Source organism: Phenylobacterium sp. CCH9-H3 (assembly GCF_001557235.1).
GTDB lineage: Bacteria > Pseudomonadota > Alphaproteobacteria > Caulobacterales > Caulobacteraceae > Phenylobacterium.
Genome location: NZ_LSJI01000168.1, coordinates 1 through 11,698, shown reverse-complemented (window position 1 = coordinate 11,698; position 11,698 = coordinate 1). Strand labels below are relative to the sequence as shown.

11 protein-coding genes are annotated in these 11,698 nt (G+C 69.9%); 8 read left to right on the top strand and 3 right to left on the bottom strand.

All coding sequences use genetic code 11. From position 1 onward, the window contains the following. Window positions 1-7 precede the first annotated feature (7 nt). The 3 genes from AX721_RS14760 (at window position 8) to AX721_RS14750 (ending at window position 2,220) form a co-directional block, all read left to right on the top strand. Window positions 8-691 (top strand): ABC transporter ATP-binding protein, encoded by a 684-nt coding sequence (locus tag AX721_RS14760; protein WP_068876749.1) that lies wholly within the window; start codon window positions 8-10, stop codon window positions 689-691. Further along, window positions 688-1,929: an ABC transporter permease gene (locus AX721_RS14755; RefSeq protein ID WP_197422589.1), complete on the top strand. Its 1,242-nt coding sequence runs from the start codon at window positions 688-690 to the stop codon at window positions 1,927-1,929. Before AX721_RS14760 ends, AX721_RS14755 begins: the two co-directional genes overlap by 4 nt. Window positions 1,930-2,007: 78 nt before the next feature. Continuing rightward, the gene (locus tag AX721_RS14750; protein WP_068876748.1) at window positions 2,008-2,220 is read left to right on the top strand and encodes a general stress protein; all 213 of its coding nucleotides are present in this window, start codon (window positions 2,008-2,010) and stop codon (window positions 2,218-2,220) included. 189 nt (window positions 2,221-2,409) lie between these two features. Here AX721_RS14750 and egtB read toward each other — a convergent pair whose 3' ends face one another. Next, the gene (gene egtB, locus AX721_RS14745; RefSeq protein ID WP_068876747.1) at window positions 2,410-4,626 is read right to left on the bottom strand and encodes an ergothioneine biosynthesis protein EgtB; all 2,217 of its coding nucleotides are present in this window, start codon (window positions 4,624-4,626) and stop codon (window positions 2,410-2,412) included. Between the two features lie 253 nt (window positions 4,627-4,879). On the opposite strand from egtB, the gene AX721_RS14740 reads away from it, so the two are divergent. Beyond that, window positions 4,880-5,419 (top strand): sigma-70 family RNA polymerase sigma factor, encoded by a 540-nt coding sequence (locus tag AX721_RS14740; protein WP_068876746.1) that lies wholly within the window; start codon window positions 4,880-4,882, stop codon window positions 5,417-5,419. 208 nt (window positions 5,420-5,627) lie between these two features. Beyond that, window positions 5,628-5,846: a hypothetical protein gene (locus AX721_RS14735; protein WP_068876745.1), complete on the top strand. Its 219-nt coding sequence runs from the start codon at window positions 5,628-5,630 to the stop codon at window positions 5,844-5,846. On the opposite strand, the gene AX721_RS14730 is transcribed toward AX721_RS14735, so the two are convergent. Next, window positions 5,839-7,584, bottom strand: a complete 1,746-nt coding sequence (locus AX721_RS14730; protein ID WP_068876744.1) for a CocE/NonD family hydrolase — start codon at window positions 7,582-7,584, stop codon at window positions 5,839-5,841. The genes AX721_RS14735 and AX721_RS14730 overlap by 8 nt on opposite strands. 118 nt (window positions 7,585-7,702) lie before the next feature. Here AX721_RS14730 and kynU point away from each other — a divergent pair, with 118 nt between their 5' ends. Then, window positions 7,703-8,929, top strand: a complete 1,227-nt coding sequence (kynU, locus tag AX721_RS14725) for a kynureninase (protein ID WP_068876743.1) — start codon at window positions 7,703-7,705, stop codon at window positions 8,927-8,929. Between the two features lie 84 nt (window positions 8,930-9,013). Next, on the top strand, window positions 9,014-10,573 hold the full coding sequence (locus AX721_RS14720; protein WP_068876742.1) for a long-chain-fatty-acid--CoA ligase: 1,560 nt from the start codon (window positions 9,014-9,016) through the stop codon (window positions 10,571-10,573). 3 nt (window positions 10,574-10,576) lie between these two features. Here AX721_RS14720 and AX721_RS14715 read toward each other — a convergent pair whose 3' ends face one another. Continuing rightward, the gene (locus AX721_RS14715; RefSeq protein WP_068876741.1) at window positions 10,577-11,191 is read right to left on the bottom strand and encodes a glutathione S-transferase family protein; all 615 of its coding nucleotides are present in this window, start codon (window positions 11,189-11,191) and stop codon (window positions 10,577-10,579) included. A 100-nt stretch (window positions 11,192-11,291) separates the two neighbouring features. On the opposite strand from AX721_RS14715, the gene AX721_RS14710 reads away from it, so the two are divergent. Continuing rightward, the gene (locus AX721_RS14710; protein WP_068876740.1) at window positions 11,292-11,522 is read left to right on the top strand and encodes a hypothetical protein; all 231 of its coding nucleotides are present in this window, start codon (window positions 11,292-11,294) and stop codon (window positions 11,520-11,522) included. The last annotated feature ends 176 nt before the right edge of the window (window positions 11,523-11,698 follow it).

The window sequence follows — 11,698 nt, the reverse complement described above, 5'->3', positions numbered from 1 at the left end:
AGGGTCGATGATCGACATCCAGGACCTGCGCAAGGTCTACATCATGGGCGAGGAAGAGGTTCAGGCGCTGGGCGGCGTCAGCCTGACGATCGAGCGCGGCGAGTACGTGGCGATCATCGGGCCCTCCGGCTCGGGCAAGTCGACGCTGATGAACATCCTTGGCGGCCTGGACCGTCCGACCAGCGGCGCCTACCGCTTCGAGGGCGAGGACGTGAGCGGGTTCTCGGACGACGAGCTGGCCGACTTCCGGCGCCGGCGGATCGGGTTCGTGTTCCAGTCCTTCCAGCTGCTGCCGCGGCTGAGCGCGCTGCAGAACGTCGAGCTGCCGATGATCTACGCCGGCATGGCTCCGAAGGAACGGCGCGCGCGGGCGGCGGAGCTGCTGGAGCGCGTGGGCCTGGGCGCGCGCATGGGGCATCGGCCGACGCAGCTGTCGGGCGGCCAGCAGCAGCGGGTGGCCATCGCCCGCAGCCTCGCCAACCGCCCCGACCTGCTGCTGGCCGACGAGCCCACCGGCGCCCTGGACACCAGCACCGGCGAGGAGGTGCTGGCCCTGTTCGAGGAGCTGAACGCCGGCGGCCTGACCCTGGCGGTGGTTACCCACGACCCGGAGGTGGCGGACCTGGCCCACCGGCGGGTGGCGTTCCGCGACGGGCTGATCGTGTCGGACGAGTGGGGACGCAAGGCATGAGCTCCGACGGCATGAAGGCCTTCGAACTCGTCCGCTTCGCCCTGGGCGCCATCCTCGCCCACCCGATGCGCAGCGTGCTGACCTCGCTGGGTGTGGTGATCGGTGTGGCGGCCGTGGTGATGATGACCTCGATCGGCATGGGCGCGCAGCAGCGGGTCACCCAGGCGATCTCCGGCCTGGGCTCCAACCTCATCATCGTGACGCCGAACTTCCAGCGCGGCCCGGTTTCCCAGGCGGCGGGCGGCGGCTTCTCGCTGCGCGACGGCGACGCCGAGGCTATCGCCAGGCAGGTGGAAGACGTGGAGGCCGTGGCGCCCCTGGTCCGCGGCCAGGCTCAGCTGGCGTCGGACGGCGCCAACTGGAACACCCAGATCCAGGGGGTGACGCCCGCCTACCTCGTGGCCCGCGACCTGAAGATCGCCTCGGGCCGGATGTTCGACGAGAACGAGGCCCGCCAGGGCCGCAAGGTCGCCGTCGTGGGCCCGACCGTGGCACGCGAGCTCTGGGGCGACAGCGACCCCGTCGGCCGGCGCGTGCGGGTTCGGACCGTGCCCTTCGAAGTCATCGGCGTGCTGGAATCCAAGGGCCAGGCGGGCTTTGGGCAGGACCAGGACGACGTGGTGCTGGCGCCGCTGTCCGCCGTGCGCTCGCGGATCGCCGGCCGGCGCAGCCGGGGCGACAGCGTCCAGACCATCTATGTGAAGGCCGTCGACGAGGACAGCCTGGACCGGGTGCAGGAGGACGTCACCAACCTGCTGCGCGACCAGCACAAGATCCGCGAGGGCGAGGAGGACGATTTCCAGACCCAGAACATGGCGTCCATCCTGGAGGCCAGCCAGGCGGCGGTGGGCACGTTCACGGTGCTGCTGGCCGCGGTCGCCGGGGTCTCCCTTGTGGTTGGAGGCGTCGGGATCATGAACATCATGCTGGTGGCGGTGACCGAGCGGACGCGCGAGATCGGCCTGCGCATGGCCCTGGGCGCCAAGCGATCCCACGTCCTGATCCAGTTCGCCCTGGAGTCGATCTCGCTGTCGCTGGTGGGCGGGTTGATCGGGCTGACCATCGGCGTCCTGGGCGCGTTCGCCATCGCCAGACTGGGCGACTGGCCGGCCGCGGTTCCGGCCTGGGCGGGGCCGCTGGCGCTGGGATTTTCGGTGGTCGTGGGGCTGGTCTTCGGGGCCTATCCGTCGTGGCGCGCGGCCCGGCTGGACCCCATCGAAGCCCTTCGCCGCGAATAAGTCTCAAGTCCTAACGCAACCATGGCGCCGCCTTGGGGGTTAGCCTCACCGCAAGCCCTACCCGAGGAGACCCTCTCGATGCCCACGGTCGACACAGGCAAGCCACGCGCACGGCGCGGCTTTGCCGCCATGAACCCCGAACGCCGCCGCGAAATCGCCCGCAAGGGCGGGGCGAGCGTGCCCAGCGAGAAGCGCAGCTTCGCCAAGGACCGCGACCTCGCGGCCCAGGCCGGTCGCAAGGGCGGCGAAGCCTCCCGCGGCGGCGGACGCACGCGCGGCCGCGAAAGCTAGGATTTCCCGTCGCTCCCGACGCCGGAGATCAGCGGACGCCTCACGGCGTCCGCTTTCGGCTACCTGACGCGCGGCTGTAGAGCGCGCCAGGGTTAGGTGGAAGCCGGTTGACCCGCCCGACGCGCTCTAAGCCCTTGATGTAGAGCCTTTTGATCCGGTTCAGGCGATTCCATCTGAACCCCAAAGGCTCTAGGCGCGCAGCAGCACCATCCCGAAGGCGGGATCTTCGCTGACCCAGCGCCGCTCCAGCTTCCAGCCCGCCGCGCCCGCCAGGGCCGCCATCCGCTCGATCGTGAACTTGTAGGAGTTCTCGGTGTGGATCGTTTCGCCCTCGGCGAAGCGGAAGGTCCGGCCCGCCGCGCGGACGGTCTGATCCTTCAGGCTCACCAGATGCATCTCGATGCGGCTCTCGGCGGCGTTCCAGACCGCGCGGTGGGCGAAGGCGTCGAGGTCGAAGTCCCCATCCAGCTCACGGTTGATGCGTTTGAGCAGGTTCTTGTTGAAGGCGGCCGTGACGCCCTGGGCGTCATCGTAGGCGGCCACCAGGGTGCGCTCGTCCTTCACAAGGTCGATCCCGACCAGGAACGCCGCCCCCTCCCCCAGCAGCCGTCGCGCGCCGACCAGGAAGGCCCGCGCCTCGTCCGGCGTGAAGTTACCGATGGTCGAGCCCGGGAAGAAGCCGACCACCGGCCGGCCCTCGGTCTCCGGCGGCAGGCGCAGAGCGTTGGTGAAGTCGTCGCGCAGAGGCGCGACGGTCAGCTTCGGGTAGTCGGCCCGGATCGCCTGGGCGGCGCCCTCCAGGGCCGAGGCGCTGATATCGATGGGCGCATAGACCGCCACCTTGGGGGCGGCGTCGAGCAGGATGCGGGTCTTGGTGCTGGCGCCCGAGCCGAACTCCACAAGGGCGGCGCCCTCGGGAATGTGGCGCGCGATCTCGCCCGAGGCCGCCTTCAGAAGCTCGACCTCGGTGCGCGTGGGGTAGTATTCGGGCAGCTCGGTGATCACCTCGAACAGGTCCGAACCATCGGCGTCGTAGAAGTGTTTGGGCGGCATCGACTTGTGCGGCTTCGACAGGCCGGCGACGACATCCGCCTCGAGGTCCGACGACTTGGTATCCTCGCCGGCGCCGTCCAGGGCGAGACGCAGGCCCGAGAACATCCAGCGCTGATGCGGATAGAAGAAGTTCCTGTAGGTCGCGCGCGCGTGGCCGGCGGGCGTGACGCAGGCTCCGCCGCGCAGGACGAACTGGCCGGACATGAACTTGCCGTTGTACTCGCCGACGGCTCCCCGGGCGGCCTTGAAGCCGGGGTAAGGCAGGTAGGCGCTGCGGGTCCATTCCCAGAGGTCGCCGAACATCTGCCGAAGGCCGGGGCCCTCGGTGGCCGCCTGGGGGCCGAGATGGCCGGAATTCACGAACTCGCCCTCGACGGGCAGGCCGGCGGCGGCGTGCTCCCACTCCGCCTCGGTCGGCAGGCGCGCGCCGGCCCAGGCGGCGTAGGCGTCGGCCTCGTAGTAGCTGAGGTGGCTGACCGGCTGGGCCGGGTCCAGCGTACGCAGGCCGTTCAGGCCCATGATCCGCCAGCCGTCCGGCATCTCGCGCCAGTAGATCGGCGCCCGCCAGTCCTCCGCCCGGACCAGGGCCCAGCCTTCCGAGAGCCAGAGCTCGGGGCGCGCGTAGCCGCCGTCCGCCATGAAGGCCAGCCACTCGCCGTTGGTCACCAGCCGGTCGGCCAGGCGGAACGGCTCCAGCCACACCCGGTGGCGCGGGCCTTCGTTGTCGAAGGCGAAGCCTGGGCCGTCGTGGCCGATCTCCACGAGGCCGCCCTTGAAGCCGACATAGCCCAGCGGCCGAGCCGCGCGGGCCGGCGCGGCCCGCGGCGGCGCGAAGGCGGGCGCCAGTGGCGACTGGGCGAACAGATGCAGGATGTCCATCAGGATCAGTTCCTGATGCTGCTCCTCATGAGCCAGGCCCAGGTCCAGCAGATCTCCGAAGCCGCCGAGCCCACTGTTCAACAGCGAGGTCATGCCGGCGTCCACATGGGCGCGGTAGGCCAGGACGTCTGCGACCGAGGGGCGCGTGATGAGCCCACGGGCCGGGCGCGGCTGCCGCGGGCCGACGGCCTCGTAGTAGGAATTGAAGAGGTAGCCGAATTTCGGGTCGAAGACCCGGTAGCCCGGCAGGTGCGGCGCCAGCAGGAACGTCTCGAAGAACCACGTCGTGTGCGCCAGATGCCACTTTGTTGGGCTGGCGTCGGGCATGGACTGGGCGCCCATGTCCTCGGGCGTGAGCGACCGGATCAGCGCCTCTGACGCGCGGCGCACCCTGATGTATCGTGAGAGCGCGTCGGACGGGGGCGCCTGTTCACGAGCGCGGGCGCGCTCTTCGGGACGGTCGGTATTGCTCATGGAACTTTCCTCGTCCGGCTTGAAGCTTCGCCTCGGCTCCCACCGGGGAATGTGGGCACGAAACCGGAACACCACAATGGGTACGCCGATGCAGGAACTGCAACGGACGCTTCCCGCCAACGCATTGGCCCGTCACAGGTTCCGCAAATCAACGTACGTAAGCGGAACGAACCCCCGAAGGCGGCGTTCAAGCCCTGCTGGTGGCAGGCGCTTGTTCCGGTTGGGGGCCGGATCGTGACTTTGAGGGGATGGGATGGACTCCACCGCGAGCTGGCGTGACGAGGTCGTGGGCCTCATTCCCGCGTTGCGGGCGTTTGCCTGGTCGCTGAGCCACAATGGGTCCGACGCGGACGACCTGGTGCAGGACACCCTCATCAAGGCCTGGTCGAACCGCGACAAGTTCGAGGTAGGCACGAACCTGCGCGCCTGGCTCTTCACGATCCTGCGGAACACCTACTACACGAACGTCCTGCGACGCCGGCGTGAGGTGCGCGACGAGCAGGGCGAATACGCCAGCACGCTGCACTCGCCGCCGACCCAGGACTGGAGCGTGGCCATGCGTGCGCTGCAGACGGCGCTGCTGCAGCTTCCCGACGAGCATCGGGAGGCCCTGATCCTGGTGGGCGCCGCCGGCCTCTCCTACGAGGAGGCGGCCGAGATCTGCGGCTGTGCGCTGGGCACGATCAAGAGCCGGGTGAACCGGGCGCGGGCGCGGCTGCTGAAGATCATGGACGCCGACGACGCGTCCGACGTCATGGCTCTGGAGACGATGACGATCGCCGGATCGGCCTAGGCGCCGCCTCGACGGCCGAAGCCTCCAACTGGTCCACCACCCGCAGGATGTGCTCGGGCAAGGGCCGAGTTTCCAGCGCGCGGAACATCCCCGTCAACGCCGCCGCAAGCGCGGCAACGTCCTCTTCCTGATTTGCCACGATCAGTTCCCTGTTCCCCACGCCATACTAGCGCGGGAACGGCGCAGGCGCACGCCCGTTGATCGGCTCATGGTGACGCACGACCCCAGGAACCCGCCCGGCGGCCACGGCGAGGGCGAGCGCGACGCCTGGGACCGCGACCGCTACGGCTCGCGCCAGGACGAGGACCGCGAGGACTACGGCTCGGGCTGGGACCGCGAGGGCCGGGAATACGGCGAGGGCCAGGACGACGAGCCCGGCGCCTCCGATACGGGAAAGCCGGGCGAGCCGCGCGAACCGGCTATTTGAGGTCGTCCGGATAGACGACCGGCAGCACCAGCGCCGTCGGGTGCGCCTCGTCCATGTAGATCGTGTTCGTCGCGACGCGCGGCTTCAGCTTGCCGAGGACCGGCGGCTCGCCCGTGTTCGGATTGACCTCGAACCGAGGCGCGTTCGACGAGGTGATGTGCAGGGCGATCCGGTGACCCTTCTCGAAGGTGATCGCCGTCGGCCACAGGTCGATGACGAGCTTCTCCGGCGCGCCCGGCGTCATCATGCGGATGTCCTGCGGCAGACGGCCGTTGCGGAACTTGGTCCGGATCGGCGCATCCAGCACCAGGGCCTCGTAGCCGTCGGGATAGACGTCCACCAGCTTGGCGACGAAGTCGGTGTCAGGACCGTCGGTGGCGGCGTAAAGCTCCACCTTCACGGGCCCGGCGATGGCCACGTCCTTGTCCAACACCGGGGTCTGGAAGCGCAGGTAGTCCTGGCGCTGGCCCACCTGGCGCTGGTCATCGGGCCCCCTCTCGAAGGTCAGGTTGGCGCCGCCGTAGGTCTTCACCGGGTCGGTCGGATCGAACCGATAGCTGAGCTTGCGCGCCGCCGAGGTCGGCGCCTTGGTGCTGAGCGCGTCGCCATCGCCGGGATAGTAGCGGACCTCGCGATAGGCGGGCGGCCAGTTGGCCGAGGCGATCATGCGGTTCTTCGGCGAAAGGGCGTCCTTCCGCGCGCCGGCCATCATGAAGTACTGCACCGGCGGCTCGTCCATGATGCCGTTGTCCTGGCCCTTCAGCCAGTAGTCGAACCAGCGGATCTCCTGGTCGCCCGCCAGCCCCATCCGGTCGAACCCGGGATAGGCGAGGTCGCCGGACAGCTGCCCATGCCCGAATGGGCCCATCAGCAGCTTCTGGTTACCGCGAGCGCCCTTGGCCCCCTCGTTCTGCAGGTACTCGAAGTTCTCGACCGTGCCGCCGTTGAAGATGTCGTACCAGCCGCCGACGTTGTAGATCGGGATCTGGATGTACTTGCGGTTCGTGGTCATCGCGACGCGGTTCCAGCCCACATCGTCCAGCGATCGGCCCCTGGTCTGGTCCAGGGTCGATTGGGGCACGCCCTGCTGGCTCAGCCAGCCGATGGTGTCCTTCTCCTTCAGCACGCCGCCCGGATAGCTGTACGAGAGCCGGTCGGCCGGCGCGACGATCACATAGGCCGCCTTCAGGTGCGGCGGGGCGGCCAGGGCGGCGGAGTTGGCGGTGATGCCAAGGGCCGAACCGCCCGTCATCCCGACCTTGCCGTTGCTCCACGGCTGGGCGGCGGCCCACTCCACGGCGTCGTAGCCGTCCTCGATGTCGTTCTCGAAGGCCGAATAGAAGCCCTGCGATCGGCCTTTTCCGCGCACGTCCTGCAGGACGTAGACGTAGCCCGCGTCAGTGTAGCGCTTGGCCTGCTTCGCCAGGTTTTCGCGGTTCTTGACGCCCTTGGGATCTTTCTCCGGGTCGATGCGGCCGTCCTTGATGTACGGGGTGCGCGACAGCACCACCGGCCAGGGCCCCTTGCCCTCCGGCCTGAAGACGTTCGCCGCCAGCCGCACCCCGTCGCGCAGGGTCATGTATTCTTCGGACGCACCCGGCGGGAGGCCCGGCCAGGGCGCCGGCTTCTGGGCCTGGGCGGCCGCGGGAGGCCGGCGCTGGGCCGCGGCCGGATCGGCCCCGCCCGCTACGATGAGCGCCGCCGCCGAGGCGAGCGCAAGCTTGCGCCAATGGTTCATGGAAGCTCCCTCTCCGCGGGTCTTCACGCCCGCCGTTCCGCTTGTCCGTGGGCATCTAAGCATGGCCCTGGCCCCCTCGTCCTTTCCGCTTCGCAACGCGGCGGCTAGAACCCGCGGCATGGACCGCCGAGACGCCGAAGCCCTGGACGCCGCAGACCCTTTGGCCGGATTCCGTGACGCTTTCGATCTGCCCCCCGGCGTCATCTACCTGGACGGCAACTCCCTGGGCCCCCTGCCCCGCGCGGCGGCGGCGCGGGTCGAGCGAGCCGTGCGCCAGGAGTGGGGCCAGGGCCTGATCGCCAGCTGGAACGCCGCCGGCTGGATCGAAGCGCCGCAGCGGCTCGGCGCCAAGGTGGCCCGCCTCATCGGCGCGGCGCCGTCCGAGGTGGCGGTGGCCGATTCCACCTCGATCAACCTCTTCAAGCTGGCCGCTGGCGCCCTGTCGCTGCGGCCGGGCCGTCGGACCATCATCACCGAACAGGGCAACTTCCCCACCGACGTCTATGTGCTGGAAGGGCTGTGCGCGCAGGCCGGGGCGACGCTGAAGGTGCTGCCGCCTGAGGCGGTGCTGGCCGCCGTGGACACCGACACCGCCGCCGTGGTCCTGACGCACGTCCACTACAAGACCGCCCGGCGCTGGGACATGGCCGCCGTCACGCAGGCGGTCCAGGCCAAGGGCGCCCTGATGCTGTGGGATCTGGCCCACACCGCCGGGGCGCTCGCCTGCGACCTCAACGGCGCCGGCGCGGACCTGGCCGTGGGCTGCGGCTACAAGTACCTGAATGGCGGCCCGGGCGCCCCGGCGTTCCTGTTTGTCGCCGAGCGGCATCAAGCGGCGATCCGCTCGCCGCTGTCCGGCTGGATGGGCCACGCCGCGCCGTTCGCCTTCGAGGATCGCTACCGACCCGCGGCCGACATCCGCACCATGCTCTGCGGCACGCCGCCCATCCTTGGCCTGGCGGCGCTGGAGGCCGGTCTGGACCTGCAGCTCGAGGCCGACCCCAAGGCGGCGGAGGCCAAGGGCCTGTCGCTCTGCCGGCTCTTCATCGATCTCGTGGAGACCCGCTGCGCCGGTCATGGCCTCGCCCTGACCGGTCCGCGCGAGATGGACGCCCGCGGCCTGCACGTCTCGTTCGCGCATCCCGACGGCTACGCCCTGGTCCAGGCCCTGATCGCCCGCGGCGTGGTCGGCGACTTCCGCGATCCCGACATCGCCCGCTTCGGCTTCTCGCCCCTCTACCTCAGCCATGCGGACGTCTGGGATGCGGTGGAGATCCTGCGCGAGGTGCTGGAGAGCCGGGCGTTCGAGGCGCCGCAGTTCCGGACCCGCGCGGCGGTCACCTGACGTCAGGTTTGTTGACGGACCCGGGATCGGCTAGCAATCGATCCGAAACAGGCGGCACAGCCTGCGGGAGCGAAACGACCGGGCATGACCGACGATCCTATCAAGCTGCTGACCGACATCCCTGCCGTCCACGGCCGCGAGCGCGGCGACAAGGTGGCCGTCCACTTCGAGGGCCGCGACCTCACCTACGCCGAACTGGACCGGCGCTCGTCGCAGGTGGGGGGCTTCCTGCAGGCCGCGGGCGTGAAGCCTGGCGACCGCGTGGCCTGGCTGGGGCGGCCGTCCGAGGCCTGGTACGAGATCTTCTTCGGCGTCGCCAAGGCGCGGGCCTGTTTCGCGCCGATCAACTCGCGCCTCGCCGTGCCCGAGATCGCCTTCATCCTGAAGGACTCCAGCGCCAGCGTCTTCTTCGTGACGCCGGAATTCTTCGAGTGCGCCGTCACCGTGGCCGAGCATGCGGGCCGGCCGGTGAAGGTGATCGCCGTGGGCGGCGAGCACCCGGCTTTCGAGGCCTATGCCGCCCTGCGCGACGCCGCCCCGGCGCCGAGGCTGGAAACGCCTCAGGCGAGCGACGACGTCCTCCAGCTCTACACTTCCGGAACCACCGGCCTGCCCAAGGGCGTGCGGCTGTCCAACGCCAACTATTCCGCCTTCCTGGCCCTGCGGCATCTGGTGGACGGCTTCTCCTACGCGGCCGACGACACGGTGCTGATCCTGATGCCGATGTTCCACGTGGCGGGGACCAACATCAGCTTCTCGGGCCTCGCCGCGGGCGGGCGGATCGTGCTGCAGGCCGAGTTCGCCCCGACCGCCGTGCTGAAGGCCTTCGGCGAGCAGAAGGTGGCGCACGTGTTCCTGGCGCCGGTGATGATCAACGCGCTTCTCCAGACGCCCGGCGTGGAGGAGGCCGACTATTCCAGCCTGAAGACCGTCTCATACGGCGCCTCGCCGATCTCGGAGGCGGTGCTGGCCCGCGCCACCAAGACCTTCGGCTGCGGCTTCATCCAGTTCTACGGCATGACCGAGACCACCGGCGCCGGCACGACCCTGGCGCCGTCCGAGCACACCGGCGAGCTTCTGCGCTCGTGCGGGCGCCCCTGGGCTACGCTGGAAACCCGGATCGCCGACGAGGCCGGCAGGACCCTGGGGCCGGGCGAGATCGGCGAGATCGAGATCCGCGGGCCGATCATCATGGCCGGCTACTGGAACCGCCCGGAGGCCACCGCCGAGACCATCCGCCCGGACGGCTGGCTGCGCACGGGCGACGCGGGCTTCGTGGACGAGAAGGGCTTCTTCTTCGTCCATGATCGGGTGAAGGACATGATCGTCTCGGGCGGCGAGAACGTCTATCCGGCCGAGGTGGAGAACGCGATCCTGGGCTGTCCCGGCGTCGCCGACGCGGCGGTGATCGGCGTGCCGGACGAGCGTTGGGGCGAGGCGGTGAAGGCCATCGTGGTCGCCGCGCCGGGCGAGCGGCCCGATCCGGCGGCGGTGATCGCCTGGGCCCGCCAGCGGATCGCGGCCTACAAGGCGCCCAAGTCCGTGGACTTCATCGACGCCCTGCCCCGCAACCCGTCCGGCAAGGTCCTGCGGCGCGAGCTGCGCAAGCCCTACTGGGAAGGCCGCGACCGCAAGGTCGGCTAAGCGCTAGGCGCTGGCGGCGGCGCTGGGGCGGGCCTTCACCCGGGCGAACCAGTCGGTGACCTTGGCGTACTTGGGGTCCAGCGGCTGGCCGACGACGGCTCCGAAGTCGAGGAAGCTGAACAGCAGGATGTCGGCCAGGGTGAACCGGCCCCCGGTGATCCAGGGCCCCTGGAAATTCGCCTCCAGCCAGGCGAGCCCGTCCTGGGCCACGGCCTTCAGACCGGGCGCGGCCTCGGGCAGGCACCGCATCCGGCTCTCGAACATCGCCAGCCCCTCGGCAAAGCGGAAGCCGTTGGTCATGGGCTCGCAGATCTTCAGGTCCACGCGGCGCGTCCACATGCGGGTCAGCGCCCGCTCTTCGGCGTTGGTCCCGATCAGCGGCGGGTGCGGGGTGATCTCCTCCAGGTATTCGCAGATGGCGGTGATCTCGGTGAGCTTGGCCCCGCTCTCCAGCACCAGGGCCGGCGTCTGGCCCGCGGGATTGACGGCCAGGTAGGGCTCCCGGCGGTTCTCGCCGCTACGCAGGTCGACCTCGATCCGCTCCACGTCCAGGCCCTTCTCGGCCAGGAACATCTTCACGACGCGGGGGTTCGGTCCGATCGAGGTGTAGAGCTTCACGTTGGTTTCCTTCCCTGTTCTCGAATTCGTGAGCAGCCTAGCCGCCGCTTCGCCTGCCTGGGGTGGAATCACTCGCCCGACAGGCGTATAACCCCGGCCCATGCAAGAGCGCAGTTTCCGCCAGGATCTGACGGGCTCGGACGAGAGCCTAGACGATCTCCTGTCGCGCCTGAAGGCTCAGCTTTCGCGGCCCAAGGCGTGGACCAGCCGCAATCCCCCCTCGGATTTCGGCCACTTCGTCACCTCCCGCCGGCCGCTGGGCGGCTCCGGCGGCGCCGAGGCCCCCGTGCCCAAGCCGGACCGCGGCCTCGCCGACTGCCACGCGCATTAGGGCCGGCCGTTCGGCCGTGTGACGCTCCACTGCGATGACCTTGATACGCCGTATCGGTCGCGTCAGCGTCACTGCGGCACGCAAACGTTCGCAATGTCGGCGGGGCCCAGTTGGCGCGTCGTCACCTCCCCCGCGAAGCGGCGGGAGGGGGACCGCGGGCCGAGGGCGGCGTAGCC

What these genes read in the sequence shown, in the direction of transcription:
- AX721_RS14760 (WP_068876749.1), top strand. Translation starts at nt 8, where the DNA reads ATGATCGACATCCAGGACCTGCGCAAGGTCTACATCATGGGCGAGGAA.
- kynU (WP_068876743.1), top strand. Translation starts at nt 7,703, where the DNA reads ATGGACCGCCGAGACGCCGAAGCCCTGGACGCCGCAGACCCTTTGGCC.
- AX721_RS14735 (WP_068876745.1), top strand. Translation starts at nt 5,628, where the DNA reads ATGGTGACGCACGACCCCAGGAACCCGCCCGGCGGCCACGGCGAGGGC.
- AX721_RS14710 (WP_068876740.1), top strand. Translation starts at nt 11,292, where the DNA reads ATGCAAGAGCGCAGTTTCCGCCAGGATCTGACGGGCTCGGACGAGAGC.
- AX721_RS14720 (WP_068876742.1), top strand. Translation starts at nt 9,014, where the DNA reads ATGACCGACGATCCTATCAAGCTGCTGACCGACATCCCTGCCGTCCAC.
- AX721_RS14740 (WP_068876746.1), top strand. Translation starts at nt 4,880, where the DNA reads ATGGACTCCACCGCGAGCTGGCGTGACGAGGTCGTGGGCCTCATTCCC.
- AX721_RS14750 (WP_068876748.1), top strand. Translation starts at nt 2,008, where the DNA reads ATGCCCACGGTCGACACAGGCAAGCCACGCGCACGGCGCGGCTTTGCC.
- AX721_RS14730 (WP_068876744.1), bottom strand. Translation starts at nt 7,584, where the DNA reads ATGAACCATTGGCGCAAGCTTGCGCTCGCCTCGGCGGCGGCGCTCATC.
- egtB (WP_068876747.1), bottom strand. Translation starts at nt 4,626, where the DNA reads ATGAGCAATACCGACCGTCCCGAAGAGCGCGCCCGCGCTCGTGAACAG.
- AX721_RS14755 (WP_197422589.1), top strand. Translation starts at nt 688, where the DNA reads ATGAGCTCCGACGGCATGAAGGCCTTCGAACTCGTCCGCTTCGCCCTG.